General features: G+C 71.2%; 21 protein-coding genes and 1 riboswitch. Of the genes, 19 read left to right on the top strand and 2 right to left on the bottom strand.

Annotation, left to right across the window (positions count from 1 at the left end):
• Positions 1 to 254 precede the first annotated feature (254 nt).
• The 15 genes from LQK93_RS18150 (at position 255) to LQK93_RS18080 (ending at position 15329) form a co-directional block, all read left to right on the top strand.
• A complete protein-coding gene (locus tag LQK93_RS18150; protein WP_374969165.1) occupies positions 255 to 779 on the top strand; it encodes a hypothetical protein in 525 nt (174 codons plus the stop codon).
• Positions 780 to 873: 94 nt separating this feature from the next.
• Entirely contained in the window at positions 874 to 1608 is a 735-nt protein-coding gene (locus LQK93_RS18145; protein ID WP_374969164.1) for a hypothetical protein, read from the top strand.
• 80 nt (positions 1609 to 1688) lie between these two features.
• Positions 1689 to 3143: an Ig-like domain repeat protein gene (locus LQK93_RS18140; RefSeq protein WP_374969163.1), complete on the top strand. Its 1455-nt coding sequence runs from the start codon at positions 1689 to 1691 to the stop codon at positions 3141 to 3143.
• A gap of 79 nt (positions 3144 to 3222) precedes the next feature.
• The gene (locus LQK93_RS18135) at positions 3223 to 4353 is read left to right on the top strand and encodes an aminotransferase class V-fold PLP-dependent enzyme (protein ID WP_374969162.1); all 1131 of its coding nucleotides are present in this window, start codon (positions 3223 to 3225) and stop codon (positions 4351 to 4353) included.
• Between the two features lie 113 nt (positions 4354 to 4466).
• Complete coding sequence (locus LQK93_RS18130) at positions 4467 to 5075, top strand: CDP-alcohol phosphatidyltransferase family protein (RefSeq protein ID WP_374969161.1); 609 nt, start codon at positions 4467 to 4469, stop codon at positions 5073 to 5075.
• Entirely contained in the window at positions 5072 to 6046 is a 975-nt protein-coding gene (locus LQK93_RS18125; protein ID WP_374969160.1) for a DUF881 domain-containing protein, read from the top strand. The genes LQK93_RS18130 and LQK93_RS18125 overlap by 4 nt, the downstream gene beginning before the upstream one ends.
• Positions 6043 to 6375: a small basic family protein gene (locus LQK93_RS18120; RefSeq protein ID WP_045187991.1), complete on the top strand. Its 333-nt coding sequence runs from the start codon at positions 6043 to 6045 to the stop codon at positions 6373 to 6375. Before LQK93_RS18125 ends, LQK93_RS18120 begins: the two co-directional genes overlap by 4 nt.
• 2 nt (positions 6376 to 6377) lie before the next feature.
• A complete protein-coding gene (locus LQK93_RS18115; protein WP_374969159.1) occupies positions 6378 to 7259 on the top strand; it encodes a DUF881 domain-containing protein in 882 nt (293 codons plus the stop codon).
• Positions 7260 to 7478: 219 nt separating this feature from the next.
• A complete protein-coding gene (gene gcvH / locus LQK93_RS18110) occupies positions 7479 to 7868 on the top strand; it encodes a glycine cleavage system protein GcvH (RefSeq protein WP_374969158.1) in 390 nt (129 codons plus the stop codon).
• Positions 7869 to 8021: 153 nt separating this feature from the next.
• Complete coding sequence (locus LQK93_RS18105; protein ID WP_374969157.1) at positions 8022 to 8492, top strand: FHA domain-containing protein; 471 nt, start codon at positions 8022 to 8024, stop codon at positions 8490 to 8492.
• Positions 8489 to 9262 (top strand): MerR family transcriptional regulator, encoded by a 774-nt coding sequence (locus LQK93_RS18100; protein WP_374969156.1) that lies wholly within the window; start codon positions 8489 to 8491, stop codon positions 9260 to 9262. The genes LQK93_RS18105 and LQK93_RS18100 overlap by 4 nt, the downstream gene beginning before the upstream one ends.
• Before the next feature lie 40 nt (positions 9263 to 9302).
• A complete protein-coding gene (locus LQK93_RS18095; RefSeq protein WP_374969155.1) occupies positions 9303 to 9824 on the top strand; it encodes a bifunctional nuclease family protein in 522 nt (173 codons plus the stop codon).
• 211 nt (positions 9825 to 10035) lie between these two features.
• Positions 10036 to 10617, top strand: a complete 582-nt coding sequence (locus LQK93_RS18090) for a MerR family transcriptional regulator (protein ID WP_374969154.1) — start codon at positions 10036 to 10038, stop codon at positions 10615 to 10617.
• Between the two features lie 62 nt (positions 10618 to 10679).
• Positions 10680 to 10780, top strand: a riboswitch (glycine riboswitch).
• An 80-nt stretch (positions 10781 to 10860) separates the two neighbouring features.
• Positions 10861 to 13788, top strand: coding sequence for an aminomethyl-transferring glycine dehydrogenase (gene gcvP / locus LQK93_RS18085; protein ID WP_374969153.1), 2928 nt, complete (start codon positions 10861 to 10863; stop codon positions 13786 to 13788).
• A 53-nt stretch (positions 13789 to 13841) separates the two neighbouring features.
• On the top strand, positions 13842 to 15329 hold the full coding sequence (locus tag LQK93_RS18080; RefSeq protein ID WP_374969152.1) for a glutamate--cysteine ligase: 1488 nt from the start codon (positions 13842 to 13844) through the stop codon (positions 15327 to 15329).
• 94 nt (positions 15330 to 15423) lie between these two features.
• On the opposite strand, the gene LQK93_RS18075 is transcribed toward LQK93_RS18080, so the two are convergent.
• The gene (locus LQK93_RS18075; RefSeq protein ID WP_374969151.1) at positions 15424 to 16050 is read right to left on the bottom strand and encodes a histidine phosphatase family protein; all 627 of its coding nucleotides are present in this window, start codon (positions 16048 to 16050) and stop codon (positions 15424 to 15426) included.
• A 64-nt stretch (positions 16051 to 16114) separates the two neighbouring features.
• Here LQK93_RS18075 and LQK93_RS18070 point away from each other — a divergent pair, with 64 nt between their 5' ends.
• Entirely contained in the window at positions 16115 to 16993 is an 879-nt protein-coding gene (locus LQK93_RS18070; protein WP_374969150.1) for a PhzF family phenazine biosynthesis protein, read from the top strand.
• On the top strand, positions 16990 to 17529 hold the full coding sequence (locus LQK93_RS18065; protein ID WP_374969149.1) for a DUF1697 domain-containing protein: 540 nt from the start codon (positions 16990 to 16992) through the stop codon (positions 17527 to 17529). Before LQK93_RS18070 ends, LQK93_RS18065 begins: the two co-directional genes overlap by 4 nt.
• 3 nt (positions 17530 to 17532) lie before the next feature.
• On the opposite strand, the gene LQK93_RS18060 is transcribed toward LQK93_RS18065, so the two are convergent.
• A complete protein-coding gene (locus LQK93_RS18060) occupies positions 17533 to 18294 on the bottom strand; it encodes a TrmH family RNA methyltransferase (protein WP_374969148.1) in 762 nt (253 codons plus the stop codon).
• 108 nt (positions 18295 to 18402) lie between these two features.
• Here LQK93_RS18060 and LQK93_RS18055 point away from each other — a divergent pair, with 108 nt between their 5' ends.
• Both LQK93_RS18055 and LQK93_RS18050 read left to right on the top strand, forming a co-directional pair.
• Positions 18403 to 19593, top strand: coding sequence for an LLM class flavin-dependent oxidoreductase (locus tag LQK93_RS18055; RefSeq protein WP_374969147.1), 1191 nt, complete (start codon positions 18403 to 18405; stop codon positions 19591 to 19593).
• A complete protein-coding gene (locus LQK93_RS18050; RefSeq protein WP_374969146.1) occupies positions 19590 to 20219 on the top strand; it encodes a CE1759 family FMN reductase in 630 nt (209 codons plus the stop codon). The genes LQK93_RS18055 and LQK93_RS18050 overlap by 4 nt, the downstream gene beginning before the upstream one ends.
• Positions 20220 to 20234: the final 15 nt, after the last annotated feature.

Below are 20234 nucleotides of genomic sequence, written 5' to 3'. Positions count from 1 at the left end.
AGTGCGGCCCTTCGTCGTGTCCGCCTGCCTGGCCCGCGCCATGGTCAGCGCGTCAGCCCGGCCGTCGGCTCGCCGTGGACACAAGGCAAACGGCTCGTTGTCGCAAGAAGTCCGGTCTCGGAACAAGCGATATGCAAGGTTTGCGCAACCTTGCCCGACACGCACCGGAATCGGCTGTTTCGCGTGTCAAAGTCCTCCCAGCACTTCACCAAGAAACGGTAAAGAAACCACAGCGAAAGGTCATGGGGGACTCCATGCGCACTCAGCAGACGAACGCCAGGAACGCCCAGCAGTCCAAGAAGAAGAAGCGCTACGCGGCCATCGCCGTCGCCGGCGTCATCGGTCTCGCCACGGCGGGCGGCGCGTACTCCTACTGGACCAGCCTCGGCGACGGGACCGGCACGGCGACCACGCGCGCCGGAAACGCCAAGCCCTTCAGCGTCACCGGTGGAGCGGCGAACGCCATGTTCCCCGGCGACACCCCCCAGACGGTCACCGCCACGGTCAAGAACATCGGCTCGGAGAACTACACGGTCCAGGCACTCAAGGCCTGGGTCTCGACCGACAAGACGGGCTGCGACGGCACCGACTTCCTGATCGACGGCGCGGCAGCGCCCGCGAGCGCGGCCACGCCGGTCTCGATCACCCTGACGCAGACCGATCTCGCACCCAACGCCACCACCACGGCGAGCTTCACCATGCAGTTCAACAACAAGGCGACCACCGACCAGAGCGCCTGCAAGGGTGCCGCGGTGACGATCCACTACCTCGCCAGCTGAGACTCGGGCCGAGGGGGCTGCACCGACGCGCCCCCTCGGCCTGTCTGGATTTCAGCCACACCGAACAGCACTAGGCCGTAACGGGGGAAGCAGGATGGAGAAACCGAGGAGCAACCGGCGCATCGCCGTGGGCGCGCTCGGGCTCCTCGTTCTCCTCGCGGCCGCCCTCCTCGGAGCATCCGCCACGGCTCCCGGGACCACCCTCGCAGCCCCAGACTTCACCTCCGTCCCCGCCGACCCGACCTCGACGCGGACCAACACGGCCAGCTGGACGCACCCCAACGCCGACGTGCGCTTCCGGTGCTCGCTGGACGACGGCCCCGGGTTCGACTGCTCGACGCCGCTGACCTGGACCCTGGACCTCGGCAAGCCCCAACCGCACCGGCTGTCGGTGCTGGCGGTGGACGGGTCCGGCGCCGAGTCCCGCCCGGCGACCTACGCGTTCTCCTACCGCGAGCCGCCGCGCGCGGACGCCGTGCGGTTCAGCCTCGCGGGGGACCTCACCGGGCTCGTGCCCGGCGTCTGGCGAGAGGTGCCGGTCCGGGTCACCAACCCGAGCGGCGTGCCCATCCGCCTCACCGGCGTCACCCTCACGGTCGGACCCGACAGCATCCCGCCAGGCTGCCTCACGGCCACGAACCTCGAGGTGCGGCAGCCCGTCTTCGCCGCCGGTCGCGCACTGCCGGTTCCTCCTCGTGCCACGGTCACGCTCCCCACCGAGGGCGTCGCCGCTGCCGCCATCATCCTGCGAGACCTGCCGAGCGTGAACCAGGACGTCTGCAAGAACAAGTCCTTCACCCTTGTCTGGTCCGGGACGGCCGAGCAGTGATGCGCCACCAGACGAGCCCGTACCCGGGCCGGCTCACCGTCCCCCGCCGCCGCGCCGTGCGGACAGCGGTAGTCGTGGCGATGTCCGCAGCGCTCATGGGGGTGTCCAGCTCCGCCTGGGCCTTCTGGACGGGAACGGGAAGTGGAACCGGTGGCGCCACCACGGGCACCCTCGTCGCACCGTCCGGCGTATCCGCGACGTCCTCGGCCGGCAGCTCGGCAGCCGTGGTCTCGTGGACCGCCCCCACAGGCGCAGTGGCTCCGGCCGGCTACCGCGTGGACCGCGTCGACACCGCGACTGGGACGGCGGCCGCCGCCTGCGGCACCAGCGCAACCTCGCTGCTCACCTCGACGACCTGCACCGACGCCTCGGTCCCGGACGGCACCTACCGGTACGTCGTCTCCTCCGTCCGCTCCGGCTGGACCGCCGCGAGCGCGCCGAGCGCCACCGTGACCGTCCGCGCGAGCATCGCGACGGCCACCTCGCTGACGTCATCGGCCAACCCGGCTTTCGTGGGTCAGTCCGTGACCTACACCGCGAGCGTGACAGCCGCCTCGGGCACACCGACGGGCACTGTGGCCTTCAGCAGCGGCGGAGCCGTCCTCACCTGCTCGGGTGGCTCCCAGACGCTGAGCGCCGGCACCGCCACGTGCGTCGTCACCTGGAGCTTCGCCGGGACCCGGAGCGTCACCGCCGCGTATGCCGGGTCGGCGCCGTTCACCGCGTCGTCCTCCACCGCGGTCGCCCAGTCCGTGGTCCAGCGCTCGCAGACGATCACCTTCACCTCGACCGCCCCCGGCGCCGCCACCGTGGGTGGCCCGACCTACACGCCGACCGCGACCGCGACGTCCGGTCTGCCGGTCACCTTCGTGAGCACCACGACCGCGGTCTGCACCGTCTCCGGTTCCACCTTCAGCTTCGTCGCTCCCGGCGCGTGCACGATCGCCGCCGACCAGCCCGGCGACACCACGTACGGCTCCGCCGCCCGGGTCACGCAGACCTTCACCGTGTCCCAGGCCGCCCAGACGATCACCTTCACCTCGACTGCTCCGCCGTCCGCGATGCTCGGCGACGCCCCCTATGCGGTCGCCGCGTCCGCGACCTCGGGCCTCGTGGTGACGTTCACGAGCGCCACCCCGGCGGTGTGCACCGTGAGCGGCACCAGCGTCAGCTACGTGGCCGCCGGCACGTGCACGATCAGTGCGGGCCAGGCCGGCAACGCGACCTGGGCCGCAGCCCCCCAGGCCACCCAGTCCTTCCTCGTGACGGCGGCCCCGACGCCCCCCGCTGCGCTGGCCGCCCAGCCGGCCTCTGGCGGCGCCGGTTTCTGGACCGCGACGTGGACCGCCGATCCTGGCTTCGCGTACCAATGCCAGATCACCAAGCACAACAGCGCGCCCAGTGACTCCGGCTGGGTGGCCTGCACCCCGCCCTACACCTTCACCCCGCCCAAGAAGGGAAACCAGACGCTCCACGTCCGCGCGAGCCGCGGGTCGCTGGTGAGCGCACCGGCCTCGGTGGACTTCCATCCGTGACGACGACTCCTCCCCGCGGCGGGGCGCGCCGTAGCGACGTCCCATCCGGACATCCCGAGCGGTGTGGCAGGGTTCAGGCATGCAACTGCCTCGCCCCACGGTCGACCCCGGTGGCCTGCTCGAGTTCTCCGTCGTCTTCACGGACCGCTCGCTCAACCACATGTCACAGCGCTTCGTCCGCGTGATGCGAGACATCATCGACGTGCTGCGCACGACCTACTCGGCCGACACCGTCGCCGTGGTGCCCGGGGGCGGCAGCTACGCCATGGAGGCGGTGGCACGTCAGCTCGCGACCGGCCAGCGCTGCCTCATCGTGCGCAACGGGCTCTTCTCCTACCGCTGGACCCAGATCATCGAGGCCGGCTCCATCACTGACGACGTCTCGGTGTGCATGGCCCGACCCGAGACCGACCAGCCGCAGTCTCCGTGGCGTCCGGCGCCGGTCGAGGAGGTGGTCGCCGCCATCCGCGACCAGCGGTCGCAGGTCGTGTTCGCTCCCCACGTCGAGACGGCGTCCGGCGTGGTGCTGAGCGACGACTACGTCCGGTCGCTGGCCGACGCCACCCATGAGGTCGGTGGCATCTTCGTCCTCGACTGCGTGGCATCCGGCGCACGCTGGGTCGACATGACACAGCTCGGCGTGGACGTCCTCATCAGCGCCCCCCAGAAGGGCTGGAGCGGCTCTCCGTGCGCCGGCTACGTGATGCTGAGCGAGGCCGGCCGGTCGGCGGTGGAGGCCACGACGTCGACCAGCTTCTCGGTCGACCTCAGGAAGTGGCTGTCGGTCACCGAGGCCTACACCGAAGGGCGGACGCCGTACCACACCACCATGCCGACGGATGCGCTGGCCCACAACGCCGCCGTGATGCTCGAGACCCGCGACACCGGTCTGGAGGTCCTGCGGGCTGCGCAGCTCGAGCTGGGTGGCCGGGTGCGGGCGCTTCTCGCGGAGCACGGCTACCCGTCGGTGGCCGCGCCCGACGTCGCCTCCTCCAGTGTCGTGGTCGTCTACACCGACGACCCGGACGAGCGCAGCGGCGACCGCTTCAAGGAGGTGGGCCTGCAGGTGGCCGGGGGAGTCCCGCTCATGTGTGGCGAGCCCGACGGCTTCTCGACCTTCCGCATCGGCCTGTTCGGACTGGACAAGCTCACCGACGTCGACGGCACCGTGGCCCGGCTCAGGGAGGCCCTGGCGCGGCTCTCCCGCTGATCCCGGTGCGCACTCGCCGCCTCCGCGGCTCCGGCGGACGGTCGCACGACCGTGGCCGGATCGATGCCGAGGACGTGCATCGGGCTCTCGGGCCGCCGGTTAGGCTTGCCGCCGTGGAGGTCCAGAGCGCGGCGGAACGCGAGCACGTCGTGTCGGAGCGGCTGCTGACGATCCCCAACGTCCTGTCGGTCCTCAGGCTCCTCGGGGTGCCGTTCTTCCTCTGGGCGATCCTCTCCGGCCGTGACGGCCTGGCACTGTTGCTGCTCATGGCCTCGGGCGTCACCGACTACCTCGACGGCAAGATCGCCCGGCAGTTCCACATGGAGAGCCGTCTCGGCGCCTTCCTCGACCCGATCGCGGACCGCCTCTACATCCTCACGACGCTCGTCGGCCTGCTGTGGCGGGACCTGATCCCGGTCTGGCTCGTTGCCGCCCTGCTGGCGCGCGAGGCCGCGATGGGCCTGATGCTGCTCTACCTGCGCTCGCGCGGGCAGCTCGGCCTGCCCGTCCACTTCGTCGGCAAGGCCGCCACCTTCAACCTCCTCTTCGCCTTCCCGCTGCTGCTGCTGGCCAATCGGGACGACTGGCTGGGTGACCTCGCCCGCCCCCTCGGCTGGGCCTTCGCATGGTGGGGTCTCGTGCTCTACTGGCTCGCCGCCGTGTTGTATGCCGTGCACGCACGCATCGTGATCACACGCGGTTCCCGGACGGTGGGCCCTTGAGCCGCCAGCGTCGCCCCGACGAGTCGATGACCCTGCTCACGACGATGATGGAGCGGCCGCTCGATCCCGGCTACCAGGAGGCGGCCGACCGCCGCCAGGCCGCCGGGCTGCCCAAGGCCACCTCGACCCGGACCGTTCTCGTCGTCGTGCTGGCCCTCCTCACCGGGTTCCTGTTCGCGGTGGCAGCACAGTCGCTGAGGCCCAAGCCGACGGCGGCCGCGGGTGTGAAGAAGGAGCTGGTGACGCGCATCGAGGCCCTCCAGCAGCACGCGACCGAGCAGGAGGCCAAGGTCGCGACGCTCGGCCGGCAGGTTCGTGACTACGAGGCACTGGCCCTGCAGCAGTCGGGTGGACCCGACCTCACGAGCACCATCAAGGAGCTCGAGGTGGAGTCAGCCGCCGTCCCGCTCCGGGGACCCGGCCTGACCCTGACCATCGACGACGCCGCATCGGTGGGTGGCGACGCCAACGCCGGGAGCCGCCCCAACAGCGGGTTCCAGGAGGGCCGGGTCACCTCCGGCGACCTGCAGGTGGTCGTCAACGGCCTCTGGGGTGCCGGCGCCGAGGCCATCGCCATCAACGGGCACCGGCTGAGCTCCACCGCGGCGATCCGCTTCGCCGGCCAGGCGATCGTCGTCGACTTCCGCCCGTTGTCCAGGCCCTACGTCATCACGGCCCTGGGTGACTCGCGGGGCATGCAGCAGCTCTTCGAGCCCTCGTTCGCAGGGCTCTACCTGTCACAGCTCACCGACCAGTACAAGATCCGCTCGACGATGGCCGCCAGCGACTCCCTGACCGTGCCGGGCGACCCCGCTGCCCGACTCGAGGTGGCCAGGCCCCTAGGCTCGTCCCCGGCCAGCGCACCGCCCGCCGCCGCGACGGGGTCCGGCTCGCAGGGGAAGCGCTCCGCTCCCAGCACCAGCACGCGTACGAGCACGGGCTCGGCGACGAGTGAGAGGACATCTCCGTGATCCCAGTTCTCGGCCTGCTGGCCGGACTTGCGGTGGGACTCTTCCTCGACCCCTCGGTGCCCGTGTGGCTCCAGCCCTACCTGCCGATCGCCGTCATCGCCGCACTCGACGCCGTGTTCGGTGCCATCCGGGCCATCCTGGACGGCATCTTCAACGACAAGGTCTTCGTCGTCTCCTTCCTCTCGAACGTCGTCGTCGCCGCCTTCATCGTCTTCCTCGGAGACCAGCTCGGCGTGGGTTCGCAGCTGTCCACCGGCGTCGTCGTCGTCCTCGGCGTGCGGATCTTCTCCAACGTCGCCTCCATCCGCCGGCACCTCTTCAGGGCCTGAGCATGGGCAAGGGCAGGAAGCGCAGTCCCGCGCAGGCGGAGGGCAGCACTTCGGACGACACCGTCCGGACCCCTGACGTCGACGAGCTCCCCGAGACCCCTGGGACCCAGACGACCGAGACCGAGCCGACCGGGACCGAGCTGCCGGGGACCGCTCCCGTCGCTGTGGAGGGGCGGGGCGCCTGGCGCCGCCTGCTCAGGATGAGCCGCCCCCGCGCGACCCGCGCCAACGCCCTGGGCGCCCTGCTGGCGCTTCTGCTCGGAGTCGGCATCGCGGCCCAGGTGCAGCTGACGAACCACCGAGGCCTGGACGAGCTCAGCCAGACCGACCTCGTACGGGTCCTCGACGACATCTCGGTACGCTCCTCCCGGCTGGACCAGCAGGTCCGCGAGCTCGAGGCCACCCGTGACCGGCTCCAGAACGGCACCGGCACCGCAGCCGAGGCCCTCGACCAGGCGCAGAAGCGCGTCGACACCCTGGGGATCCTCGCCGGCACGCTCGCCGCCAAGGGGCCGGGCATCACGATGCGGATCACGGACCCGACCAACGCCATCACCGGGCCGATCGTGCTCGACCTCATCCAGGAGCTGCGCGACGCCGGCGCGGAGTCCATCGACGTGGGCGGCGCGCGCGTCGTCGCCTCCTCCTTCGTCTCCGACCGCAACGGGGCGATCCTCATCGACGGCCAGACGGTGCCCCGCCCCATCGTCATCAAGGCAATCGGTGACTCCAAGACGCTGTCGTCAGCCATGACGATTCCCGGCGGCATCGTCGAGTCGGTCCGTCAGAAGGGCGCGCAGGCCACTGTCAGCGAGTCGGGACTCGTCGAGATCACCTCGCTGCACCGGCCCACGCCGATGACCCACGCCAAGCCGGTGGAGTGACCGGCGAGCCGCCTCACGGGCCCTGGACCCCGGCCAAGGCCAACGCGGCGCAATTCTCGGCGCGATTCTCGGCGCGGCACTGCCTGCGCGGAAGCCGGCGACGTGGCATCCTCTCAGGTGCCGCCGCATCGGCACCGGCTCGCCGAGCCGGGCACCACGGCGCCCCGTCCGGCACCCGCACGACCCGGCCGGGGGGAGCGCACACGACGAAGGAGCGACATGAGCGACCTGCAGTACCCCTCCGACCTGCGCTACACCAGCGACCACGAGTGGGTCCGCGTGGGCGAGGACGGAGTGGTTCGCATCGGCATCACGTCGTTCGCGCAGGACGCTCTCGGTGACGTCGTCTACGTCTCCCTCCCAGAAGTCGGCGACACGGTGACGCCGGGTGACTCGTGCGGCGAGGTGGAGTCGACGAAGTCGGTCAGCGACGTCTACGCCCCCCTCGAGGGCGAGGTCACCGCGACCAACCCGGCCCTCGACGGTTCCCCCGAGCTGATCAACTCCGACCCCTACGGCGAGGGCTGGATGTTCGAGCTGCGCCTGGCCGACCCCTCCTCCGTGGAGGGACTCATGGACGCCGACGCCTACACCGCGACGCTGCCCTGAGCTCCCGACACCCGGCTGTCAGCACCGCCCCCTCCGAGTCCCGACATCACACCGACCGGAGCGCACGCGCGATGTCGGCCGGGTTCGGAGCCAGCGGAGTCAACTAGAGTGGACGGACCCGGATCCGCCCGAACCACAGAGGAGGAGCGGAGCATGTCGAGCGACACGCCCGAACCCGACGACCTGAACGTCGAACCCCGCACCATGCGGTTCCAAGGCGTGCCCGCGCAGGACCTCGAGCACCTCGAGTCCTCGGTCCCACGCGGCCTGACCGCCGAGGACCAGGCGACCATCGAGGCGCTGCGCCCCGGCACGGCCCTGCTCGTCGTGCTCCGGGGCCCCAACACGGGTGCCCGGTTCCTCCTCGACGACCAGGAGGTGGCGGCCGGCCGCCACCCCGACTCGGACATCTTCCTCGACGACGTCACGGTCTCGCGCAAGCACGCCACGTTCCTGGCACGGGGCAGCGGCTACGTCGTGCGTGACTCCGGATCGCTCAACGGCACCTACGTCAACCGCGAGCGGATCGACGAGGCGCCGCTGCACCAGGGCGACGAGGTGCAGATCGGCAAGTTCCGCCTCGTCTACTACTCCGGCGGAGCGCAGCAGCACGCACCCGCATGAGCGCGGGCTCGGTCGTGGGTCACAAGACGGGTCAGCAGGCCGGTCAGGGGGCAGGTGAGGAAGCGCCTGCAGGCGCCGCACCTGCGCCGCGGCGCCTGACCATCGGCAAGGTCCTGGCCAGCCTGTCCGAGGAGTTCCCGGACGTCACGACCTCCAAGATCCGCTTCCTCGAGGCGGAGGGCCTCGTGCAGCCGCACCGCACGCCCTCCGGCTACCGCACCTACTCCGAGGACGACGTCGCGCGGCTGCGCTACGTCCTCGCTGCCCAGCGAGACCGTTACTGGCCGCTGAAGGTCATCCGAGAGGCGCTGGACGCCCTCGACCGCGGGCTGTCCGAGCCGACGGCCCAGCCCGACGGCCGCCCGCGTCCGCCGGCACCTCCGGTCGACCCGGAGGTGCCGGACGCCTCGGAGCTGGTCGCGCGGCGCGAGGTCGTCCTGACCGGCCCGGAGCTGCGTGAAGCCACCGGCATCGACCGGGACATGATGCACGCCCTCGAGACCTACGGCCTGCTGCGCAGCGACGAGCGGGGGCACTTCGGCCAGGACTCCCTCGCCATCGCCGCCGCTGCGCGTGCGCTCGCCTCGCACGGTCTCGAGGCGCGACACCTGCGTCCCTTCCGGACGGCTGCCGACCGCGAGATCGGCCTCGTGGACCAGGTGCTCGCGACGCGGCGGGGGAGCGGGAGTCGCGAGGAACGCGCCGCCGAGATCGCCTCTGCCTGCATCGCTTTGCACGTCGCCCTGGTCAGGGACGGCCTCGCCCACTAGTGCCGACGCGGGTCCTCGAAGCGCGGGGTACGGTGGAGGCGTGAGAGAGGTCGATGTCCTCGGCGTACGCGTCGAGATGCCCACGAACCACCCGATCGTGCTGCTGCGCGAGAGGGACGGCGGGCGCTACCTGCCGATCTGGATCGGCGCCGCCGAAGCAGCCGCGATCACGTATGCGCAGCAGGGCGTGGTCCCGCCACGGCCGCTGACGCACGACCTCATGCGCGACATCCTCGCCGTCCTCGGGCACGAGCTGACCGAGGTGCGCATCGTCGCCCTCAAGGACTCGGTGTTCCACGCGTCGCTCGTCATCGACGGTGGCAAGACGGAGGTGAGCTCCCGGGCCAGCGACGCCATCGCCCTTGCCCTGCGCACCGGGTCCCCGGTCCTGGTGGAAGCGGCGATCCTGGACGAGGCTGCGATCGTGGTGTCCTCCGAGGAGGACGACGAGGTGGAGAAGTTCAAGGAGTTCCTCGACCACGTTTCCGCCGAGGACTTCCAGGGCCCGGCCCCGGAGGACGAGACGGAGGACCGCCCGGACCGGCCCGACCTGCCGGAGTGAGCAGACCGGCCCTGCACCAAGAACCCCTCACCTTCACGTAGACATCGAGGGTCTGGGTCCGTCGATCGACACGCCGGGCACCCAGCCGCCGCGGTCATTGACCGGAGGCGGGCGGCGGCCTACCGTCGGAGAACGACGTGACTGTAGTTATCCCCATGTCGTCTGTGCGATCGTCGACCGGCGCGCAGCCCAAGCAGGAGGAGGACGGCATATGGCCGCCATCGAGGACGCGCACGACGCGAGCCGGGCCATGCCCGTCGGGTCGCAGGGCCTGCTGTTCACCGACGACCTGCCGGAACTGGCCGAGGACAGCGGCTACCGCGGTCCCACTGCCTGCAAGGCGGCCGGGATCACCTACCGCCAGCTCGACTACTGGGCTCGCACCGGGCTCGTCGAGCCCTCGGTGCGCACCGCCACGGGGTCGGGCACCCAGCGCCTCTACGGCTTCCGCGACATCCTCGTGCTCAAGGTGGTCAAGCGCCTGCTCGACACCGGGGTCTCACTGCAGCAGATCCGCGTCGCCATCAGCCACCTGCGCGAGCGGGGCGTCGAGGACCTCGCCCAGATCACGCTGATGAGCGACGGCGCCTCCGTCTACGAGTGCACCTCCGCAGACGAGGTCATCGACCTCGTCCAGGGCGGCCAGGGCGTCTTCGGCATCGCTGTCGGGCGCGTCTGGCGCGAGGTCGAGGGCGAGCTGGCCATGCTCCCGAGCGAGCGGGTCGACGAGACCCCTGCGGAGCACCCCGGCGACGAGCTGGGCGCGCGCCGCCAGGCCCGCCGGATGGCCTGAGCCCCGTCCGGTCGCCGGCGGTCACCCCACCGACCCCCGGCTGCTAGATTTGACGTGCCGATCGACCCTGCGTGGGAGAGTCCTCGGGGTGCCTCGGCACCTACGGGGCGCCGAAGGGGCAACATCCCCGGAACCTCTCAGGCGCCAGGACCACGCGGGTGAGGCAACTCTGGAGGCACCGGTGACGGTCGCGCGACAGACGGGGAGCGTGTGTCGTCCGCTCTAACCCCGCCAGGAGCCGCAATGTCGATCGACCAGTCCGTGCCCGTCACCACCGGAAGCTCCGCCCCGACGGCCATGGCCGACTTCGTGACTCGCCACGTGGGTCCTGCGGGGGACGACGTGCGACGCATGCTCGAGGTCGTCGGACAGCCGAGCCTCGACGCGATGAGCGACCGCGCGATCCCGGGCGCCATCCGCTCCGACGCCCCGCTTGGGCTGCAGGCCGCCCCCAGCGAGAATGCCGTCATCGAGGAGCTCCACGCGCTCGCGTCGCGCAACACCGTGCTCACCTCCCTCATCGGGCTGGGCTACTACGGCACCGTCACGCCTCCGGTCGTGCGCCGCAACGTGCTGGAGAACCCGGCCTGGTACACCGCCTACACGCCCTACCAGCCGGAGATCTCGCAGGGCCGCCTCGAGGCGCTGCTGAACTTCCAGACGGTCATCACCGACCTCACCGGTCTCGACGTCGCAGGCTCCTCCCTCCTCGACGAGTCGACCGCCGCGGCCGAGGCGATGTCGCTGATGCGGCGCGCGAGCAAGGCGGCCACCGACGGCGTGATCCTCGTCGACGAGCGGCTCTTCCCCCAGACGATCGCCGTCATGCGCACGCGAGCAGAGGCACTCGGCCTCCCGCTCGTCGTCGCCGACCTGCGCGCGGTCGCCGACCCCGAGTCGCTCGAAGCGGCCGCCGGCGGCAAGGCGGTCGTCGGGGCGATCGTGCAGTACCCCGATGCGACCGGCGAGATCGTCGACTGGTCGGCCCTGACCTCCGCCGTCCACGGGGCGAAGGGACTCGTCACCGCCTGCGCCGACCTCCTCGCCCTCACGCTCGCGAAGGCGCCGGGGGAGTGGGGCGCCGACATCGCCGTCGGCAGCGCCCAGCGCTTCGGTGTCCCGATGGGCTTCGGTGGTCCGCACGCCGGTTACATGGCCGTGCACCGCGGTCTCGAGCGCCAGATCCCCGGCCGTCTCGTCGGCGTCTCGGTCGACGCCCAGGGCCACCAGGCGTACCGGCTGGCCCTGCAGACCCGGGAGCAGCACATCCGCCGCGAGAAGGCGACCTCCAACATCTGCACCGCCCAGGTGCTCCTCGCCGTCATGGCGAGCATGTATGCCGTGTGGCACGGTCCGGCCGGCCTCGTGGCCATCGCCAAGCGCGTGGCCGGGCTCACCGCGGGCCTGCGCGAGGCCCTCGTCGACGGTGGCGTCGACGTCGAGACGACGTCCTTCTTCGACACGCTGACGATCGTGGTCCCGGGTCGGGCCGCCGACGTCGTCAGCACCTTCGCCGACCGGGGGATCAACGTCTGGCGCGTCGACGACGACCGCGTCTCGCTCAGCCTCGACGAGACCTCCGACCTCGCCACGGTCGCTGCCGTGCTCCGGGCCTTCGGCGTGGAGAGCTCGCCGGAGCGCCACGGCGACCTCGTCGCGCAGGGTGCACACGGCATACCGCAGGGGCTCGAGCGCACGTCCGAGTTCCTCACGCATCCGGTCTTCCACGAGCACCACTCGGAGACCGCGATGCTGCGCTACCTGCGCCGGCTCTCCGACCGCGACTTCGCGCTCGACCGCGGCATGATCCCGCTCGGCTCGTGCACGATGAAGCTCAACGCGACCACGGAGATGGAGGCCATCACCTGGCCCGAGTTCGCGAACCTGCACCCCTTCGCTCCGGCCGAGCAAACCGAGGGCATCCGCTCGCTCATCGACGACCTGTCGTCGTGGCTGTGCGAGATCACCGGCTACGACGCCGTGTCGCTCCAGCCCAACGCGGGATCCCAGGGGGAGTTCGCCGGCCTGCTCGCCATCCACGCCTACCACCAGGCGCGCGGCGAGGGCCACCGCCGGGTGTGCCTCATCCCCGCCAGCGCGCACGGCACCAACGCGGCGTCGGCGGTCATGGCCGGCCTCAAGGTCGTCGTCGTCAAGACGGCTGCCGGCGGCACCGTCGACATGGACGACCTGCGCGCCAAGGTCGAGGCGCACCGCGACGACCTCGCCGCGATCATGGTGACCTACCCCTCGACCCACGGGGTCTACGAGGACACCATCACCGAGCTGTGCGAGCTCGTCCACGACGCGGGCGGCCAGGTCTACGTCGACGGCGCCAACCTCAACGCGCTCGTCGGCCTGGCCCAGCCCGGCAAGTTCGGCGCCGACGTCAGCCACCTCAACCTGCACAAGACCTTCTGCATCCCGCACGGCGGCGGCGGCCCCGGCGTCGGCCCCGTCGCGGTCCGCGCCCACCTGGCGCCGCACCTGCCCAACCACCCGCTCGCCCCCGAGGCCGGCCCTGAGACCGGCGTGGGACCCGTCTCGGCGGCCCCGTACGGCTCGGCCGGCATCCTGCCGATCTCGTGGGCCTACGTCCGGCTGATGGGCGGCGACGGGCTCAAGCACGCGACGCAGATGGCCGTCCTGGGCGCCAACTACATCGCCGCGCGCCTGCGCGAGCACTTCCCCGTGCTCTACTCCGGCGACGACGGGCTCGTGGCGCACGAGTGCATCCTCGACGTCCGCCAGATCACGGCCGAGACCGGAGTGACCGTCGACGACATCGCCAAGCGCCTCGTCGACTACGGCTTCCACGCCCCCACCATGAGCTTCCCGGTCGCGGGCACGCTGATGGTCGAGCCCACCGAATCCGAGAACCTCTACGAGCTCGACCGCTTCTGCGACGCCATGATCGCCATCCGCGGCGAGATCGAGGCGATCCGTGCCGGCGAGGTTGCCGTCGCCGACAGCATGCTGCGGCACGCGCCGCACACCGCCCTCAACATCGCGGGGGAGTGGGACCACCCCTACGACCGCGTCCAGGCCGCCTTCCCGGTGGGTGTCCACGCCCCCGACAAGTACTGGCCGCCGGTCAGCCGCATCGACGGGGCCTACGGCGACCGCAACCTCGTGTGCTCCTGCCCGCCGCCGGAGGCGTTCGAGAGCTGAACACTCCGCTCGACGGGCTCGCACGAGCCCGTCGAGTGTGGTTGTCTCGGCACGTGGGAGCGGATGTCGAGCAGGCCAGGTACACACGCGAGCAGCGGCAGCACTACCGCGAGAAGGTGCGCCGCGACCTCGACGTCTTCGAGCGCATGCTCGGGACGAGCGAGTTCGAGTTCGACCGGCCCATGACCGGGCTCGAGATCGAGCTCAACCTCGTCAACGAGGACCTCGGGCCCAAGCTGGACAACAAGACGGTGCTCGAGCAGATCGCCGACGAGAACTACCAGACCGAGCTCGCGCGCTACAACATCGAGCTCAACGTGCACCCCCGCCCGCTGCCCGGAGACGCGGCGCTGGAGCTCGAGGAGCACCTGCGCGAGTCGCTCAACCGGGCCTCGGAGAAGGCCGCCGAGGCGCGCGCCGGCATCGTGGCCATCGGGATCCTGCCGACGGTCATGCCCGAGCACTTCGAGGGCGACTGGATCAGCGAGAACATCCGCTACGCCGCGCTCAACAACGCGGTCCTCGACGCCCGCGGCGAGGACGTGTGGCTCGAGCTGGAGGGGCCGACGGGCGAGCGGATCGCGCGCTACTCCGACAGCCTCGCGCCCGAGTCGGCCTGCACCTCGATCCAGCTGCACCTGCAGGTCCAGCCCGAGCGCTTCGCCGACCACTGGAACGCCGCCCAGGTGCTCGCCGGACCACAGCTCGCGCTCGGCGCCAACTCGCCCTTCTTCCTCGGCCAGCGGCTGTGGGCCGAGACGCGCATCCCGCTCTTCACCCAGGCCACCGACACCAGGTCGGTCGAGCTGAAGAACCAGGGCGTGCGCCCACGGGTGTGGTTCGGCGAGCGCTGGATCACCTCGATCTTCGACCTCTTCGAGGAGAACGTCCGCTACTTCCCGGCCCTGCTGCCCGAGCTCTACGACGAGGAGCCCGAGGACGTGTTCGAGCGGGGCGAGGTGCCCGAGCTGAGGGAGCTGCGCCTGCACAACGGCACCGTCTACCGCTGGAACCGCCCGATCTACGACATCGTCCACGGCCGCCCGCACCTGCGCGTCGAGAACCGCGTCCTGCCCGCCGGGCCGAGCATCGCCGATGTCATGGCCAACGCCGCCTTCTACTACGGCACGATCCGCGTGCTCGCCGAGGAGGACCGCCCGGTGTGGACGCGCATGAGCTTCTCGGCCGCCGAGTCCAACTTCGAGGAGGCCGCCCGCCTCGGCATCGACGCGCGCACCTACTGGCCCGGCTTCGGTGACGTCCCGGCCCCCGAGCTCGTGCTGCGCCGCCTCCTGCCGATGGCTCACGAGGGCCTGCAGCGCTGGGGCGTCTCCAGCGCGGTGCGCGACCGGTTCCTCACCATCATCGAGCAGCGTTGCCTCCAGGGGGTCAACGGCGCCTCCTGGCAGACCGAGTGCGTCGCCCGCCTCGAGAGCCGGGGCCTGACCCGCGACAAGGCGCTGCGCGAGATGTTGGCCCGCTACATCGAGGGCATGATGGCCAACGAGCCGGTGCACACGTGGGAGCTCCCCGGCGGCTGAGCTCGCCGACGGTTCCGAGGACGAACGCTGCGCCACAGCGCAGAGGGCGTATGCCGTGTGCCCGGGGGCGGCATGGGCGAGCCGGCGAGTGGGCTCAGTCTGCGAGCAGGCGCCAGGGGGAGAGGTTGTACATCCCGATGCAGCGGGTGGCGCGGTGGTGGGTCAGCACGCTCATCGAGCCTGCGTCGAGGATGAGCTGCTGGCCGAAGCGGGGGTCGACCTGCAGGTAGACGGCCGTCAGCACGCGCAGGGCGTGGCCGTGGCCGAAGAGCGCGACGTCTCCGCGCTCGAGGTCGGGCCAGACCTTGTCGATGACCTGCTGCGCGCGGGCGGCGACCTGCTCGATGGTCTCGCCCGGTGTGGCCCCGGGCTTCACGCCGTCGGCGAAGACCTCCCAGGGATGGTCGACCTCGGCGCTGATCTGCTCGGTCGTGATGCCCTCGTACGCGCCGTAGTCCCACTCGCGCAGCAGCGGCTCGACCTCGAAGTCGCCGAGGCCGGCGAGCTCGGCCGTGCGCTTCGCGCGCTGCAGGGGCGAGACGAGCACCCTTTCGAACCGATGGGACCGGAGCACGCCGGCGAGCTCGCGCGCTGCCGCCTCGCCCTCGGGCAGCAGCGGCAGGTCGGTGGTGCCGGTGTGCTGCCCCGTGAGGGACCACTCCGTCTCGCCGTGCCGGAAGAGATAGATGTTGCCGGGCACGACCCGGTCGGGGGAGGCCATGACTTCCACAGTATCGGCGGCCTGTCCGGTGTGCGCTGTCGGAGGGCTGGGGCACACTTCCGCCATGGACCTGCCATTCCGACTGCTCAACGTCTTCGCCATCGACGGGGACCCCTTCTCGGGCAACCCCCTGTGCGTCTTTCCCGATGCAGCCGCGCTGGGCGACGACGAGATGCAGGCGTGGGCTCGCCAGTTCAACCTCAGCGAGTCGGCGTTCGTCACGTCGGTGGGTGAGGGCGAGGCCGCACGGGAGGCGCAGGTGCGGATCTTCACCCCCGAGCACGAGATGCCGTTCGCCGGACACCCGACCCTCGGCGCGGCCGAGGTCGTCGCGGGCCTGGCGGACGGCGCCGACCGGGTCCACCTGACCATGCCAGCGGGTCGCATCCCCGTGGTGCGCACCGAGCACGGCTGGCGACTGGCCGCCCGGCCCGCCACGCTGCGCGAGGTCACCTCGAGCGGTACCGACCTTGCGGCGGCGCTGGGGATCGAGCCCGCATTGGTCGTGCGCGCCGACGCCTCGTGGGTCGACTCCGGCGTCGAGCAGCTCGTCGTGCGCCTCGTGACCGCCGAGGCCGTGCGGGCCTGCACCCCAGAGCCGCACGCGATGACCGAGCACATGACCTCGCCGGGGCGCCCACCGCACGCCTACGTATGGGCCTGGACGGGACCGTCGACCATCGAGGCGCGGCTCTTCTACACCCAGGGCCCGTCGGTCCTCGAGGACCCCGCCACGGGCTCGGCCTGCGCCAACCTCGGCGGCTGGCTCGCGGCCCGAGGGGTGCGCGACGTGTCCGTGGTCGTCAGCCAAGGAGCCGCCGTCGGCCGGCCCTCGCGACTGCTGCTCGATGTCGACGGGCTCGGCGGGGTGCACGTCGGCGGACGCATCCACGCGGTCGGCCAGGGCGTCTGCTCCTACGCGGTGGAGGGAGTCCGGCCGTGAACACCTACATCGCGTTCCTTCGTGCGGTCAATGTGGGGCAGCGCTGGGTCAAGATGGAACGCCTGCGGAAACACCTGGCCGCCAGCGGCTTCGGCGAGGTCGCCACCCACATCCAGAGCGGCAACGTCCGGGTCACGACCTCGATGAGCACCGCGGACGAGGTGGAGACGACGCTGCGGCTGCTGCTCAGCGACGAGTTCGGCTTCGACGTGCCGGCCATCGTCCGGTCGCCGGCCGAGCTCTCCCGCACGGCGGCCCGGGCCGACGCGGTCGAGTCGCCCCTCGGGCCCGAGGCCCGCCGCTACGTCACCTTCACGACGGGCCCGATGAGCGCAGCCGGTCGCGCGGCACTCGAGGGGTGGGACGTCCCCGGAGAACGAGTCCTCGTGCTCGGGTCCGACGTCGTGCTCTTCCTCACCAAGCCGGCCCACGAGGCCAAGCTGACCAACGCGAGGCTCGAGCGCGTCACCGGGGCCACCGGCACAGCCCGCGACATCAAGGTCGTTCGCGCCCTCGCCGAGAAGTGGGGCGCCTGAGGCTCAAGCGCGCCAGCGGCGGACGAGCTCGAAGCAGACCACGGCAGCGGCCGCGGAGACGTTGAGCGACTCCACGCCGGCGGCCATCGGGATCGAGACCCACGTGTCGACGAGGTCGGCGACCTCGCGGGTGAGGCCCGCGGTCTCGCTGCCGAGCACGAAGGCGATCGGCTCGGGCAGGTGCGACGCGAAGAGGTCGTCGTCTCCGCCGGCGTCGAGACCGACGACGTGGAAGCCGGCGTCCTTGAGCTGGGCGACCGCCTCGGTTGCCGTGAACGCCTTGAGGATGGGGGCCCGGAACGCGACGCCTGCCGAGGCCTTCACCACGAGCGGGTCGAGCGAGGCGACGCCCTTGCGCGGCACGACAATTCCGTCGACACCGGCAGCAGTGGCCGAGCGCAGGATCATTCCGACGTTGGCCGGCGTCGTCACCCCGTCGAGCACCAGCACGGTACGGAGCGTGCGGGCACCGTCCGCGAGCGCCGCGTCGAGCGGGCGCATCCGGGGTGCCACGACGTCGGCGAAGACGCCCTGGTCCTGGCGGCCGTTGCCGGCCAGCTTCTTCACGCGCTCCGTGCTGGCGTTCTGGACGACGACACCGCGCCGGCGAGCCGCCTGCTGGATCTCTCGCAGCCCGGCACCGCGGGCCCCGTCGGCGATGACGACCTTGTCGACCTGCAGCCCCTCGTCGAGGAGCACCTCGTGGACCGGGTTGCGGCCGTAGACCGTGATGAAGCGGTCCTTGGGTGAGGTCTCTGCAGTCACCGCGACAGGATCCCACAGCGCGTGCGCGGCGCCCGACTGGTCGGGAATGGGGGAGGGGACAGCGGTGTTGGATACGATTGAATCATCAACTACAAGGAGCTGGGACACATGCAGTTCGGGATCTTCACGGTGGGCGACGTCACCACCGACCCCACGACGGGTCGTACGCCCACCGAGCACGAGCGCATTCGGGCCACGGTCGCGATCGCCAAGAAGGCCGAGGAGGTCGGACTCGACGTCTTCGCCACCGGTGAGCACCACAACCCGCCGTTCGCCGCGCCGGCCAACCCGCCCGTCCTGCTGGCCTCCATCGCCGCCCAGACCCGGCGCATCGTCCTCTCGACGTCGACGACCCTCATCACCACGAACGACCCGGTCCGGATCGCCCAGGACTACGCCTACCTGCAGCACCTGAGCGAGGGCCGCATGGACCTCATGCTCGGCCGCGGCAACACCGGCCCGGTCTACCCGTGGTTCGGCAAGGACATCCGCGAGGGCATCCCACTCGCGATCGAGAACTACGCCCTGCTGCACCGGCTGTGGCGCGAGGACGTCGTGGACTGGCAGGGCAAGTACCGCACGCCGCTGCAGGGCTTCACCTCGACGCCTCGCCCGCTCGACGGCATGCCTCCGTTCGTGTGGCACGGCTCGATCCGCAGCCCCGAGATCGCCGAGCAGGCCGCGTACTACGGCGACGGCTTCTTCTCGAACCACATCTTCTGGCCCGCGAGCCACACCAAGCAGATGGTGTCGCTCTACCGGCGTCGCTTCGAGCACTACGGGCACGGCAGCGCCGACCAGGCGATCGTCGGCCTCGGCGGCCAGGTCTTCATGCGCAGGAACAGCCAGGACGCCGTGCGCGAGTTCCGCCCCTTCTTCGACAACGCCCCGGTCTACGGCCACGGTCCTTCGCTGGAGGAGTTCACCCGCCAGACGCCGCTGACCGTCGGCAGCCCGCAGGAGGTCATCGAGCGCACCCTCGGCTTCCGCGACTACGTCGGCGACTACCAGCGCCAGCTGTGGCTCATCGACCACGCCGGCCTCCCGCTCAAGACGGTCCTCGAGCAGCTCGATCTCCTCGGCGAGGAGGTCGTGCCGGTGCTGCGCAAGGAGTTCGCCGCGCTCAAGCCGGCCCACGTGCCCGACGCCCCGACCCACGCCGCTCGCCTCGCCGCCGCCGCCGGTGGCGGGCACGACACCACCGTCCATGCCGACGGCGACGACGTCACCGGCGCCTCGCCCGAGCCCACCACCCCCAGCACCAGCACCGCGCCCATCACCCCGGAGGTGACCAAGTGACCACGCAGACCCCGTTCCACCTCGCCGTCATCACGGCCGGTGTCACCCAGCCCTCCTCGACGCGGCTGCTCGCCGACCGCCTCACCGAGGCCACGGTGCGGGCGCTCGCCGGTCACGGCGTCGACGAGGTCGTCGTCGAGGTGATCGACGTGCGCGACGTCGCCCACGACGTCACCAACAACGTCCTCACCGGCTTCGCGTCCCCCGAGCTGCAGGTACGGCTCGACGCGATCGCCGAGGCCGACGCGCTCGTCGTCGCCACGCCCGTGTATGCCGCGTCGTACAGCGGCCTCTTCAAGATGCTCGTCGACGTCCTGCCGAAGAACGCGCTGCGCGACACCCCGGTGCTGCTCGGCGCCACGGGCGGGACGGCGCGCCACTCCCTGGCCATCGACCACGCCCTGCGACCGCTGTTCGCCCACCTCGGTGCACTCGTCGCGCCGGTCGCCGTCTTCGCCGCGAGCGAGGACTGGGGCAGCGTCGAGGCGGGGCGTCTCGGCGAGCGCATCGATCGGGCGGGGGCAGCGTTCGCCGCCCTCGTCTCCGGCGCGCCTCGCTCAGCGCGGGTGGACCCGTTCGAGCAGGTCACCCCGTTCGAGGCGATGCTCACCGACCTGCGAGCCTGAACCCAGGCCTCCACA

The sequence above is a fragment of the Terrabacter sp. BE26 genome, assembly GCF_041941675.1.
Lineage (GTDB): Bacteria > Actinomycetota > Actinomycetes > Actinomycetales > Dermatophilaceae > Terrabacter.
Note: the sequence above shows the minus strand (reverse complement) of the source record. Positions and strands in the feature narration are given on the sequence as shown.

Coding starts and splice junctions, on each gene's coding strand:
- LQK93_RS18070 (WP_374969150.1), top strand. CDS start 16,115: ATGGACCTGCCATTCCGACTGCTCAACGTCTTCGCCATCGACGGGGAC.
- LQK93_RS18150 (WP_374969165.1), top strand. CDS start 255: ATGCGCACTCAGCAGACGAACGCCAGGAACGCCCAGCAGTCCAAGAAG.
- LQK93_RS18100 (WP_374969156.1), top strand. CDS start 8,489: ATGAGCGCGGGCTCGGTCGTGGGTCACAAGACGGGTCAGCAGGCCGGT.
- LQK93_RS18140 (WP_374969163.1), top strand. CDS start 1,689: ATGTCCGCAGCGCTCATGGGGGTGTCCAGCTCCGCCTGGGCCTTCTGG.
- LQK93_RS18105 (WP_374969157.1), top strand. CDS start 8,022: ATGTCGAGCGACACGCCCGAACCCGACGACCTGAACGTCGAACCCCGC.
- gcvP (WP_374969153.1), top strand. CDS start 10,861: ATGTCGATCGACCAGTCCGTGCCCGTCACCACCGGAAGCTCCGCCCCG.
- LQK93_RS18115 (WP_374969159.1), top strand. CDS start 6,378: ATGGGCAAGGGCAGGAAGCGCAGTCCCGCGCAGGCGGAGGGCAGCACT.
- LQK93_RS18055 (WP_374969147.1), top strand. CDS start 18,403: ATGCAGTTCGGGATCTTCACGGTGGGCGACGTCACCACCGACCCCACG.
- LQK93_RS18075 (WP_374969151.1), bottom strand. CDS start 16,050: ATGGCCTCCCCCGACCGGGTCGTGCCCGGCAACATCTATCTCTTCCGG.
- LQK93_RS18145 (WP_374969164.1), top strand. CDS start 874: ATGGAGAAACCGAGGAGCAACCGGCGCATCGCCGTGGGCGCGCTCGGG.
- LQK93_RS18090 (WP_374969154.1), top strand. CDS start 10,036: ATGGCCGCCATCGAGGACGCGCACGACGCGAGCCGGGCCATGCCCGTC.
- LQK93_RS18135 (WP_374969162.1), top strand. CDS start 3,223: ATGCAACTGCCTCGCCCCACGGTCGACCCCGGTGGCCTGCTCGAGTTC.
- gcvH (WP_374969158.1), top strand. CDS start 7,479: ATGAGCGACCTGCAGTACCCCTCCGACCTGCGCTACACCAGCGACCAC.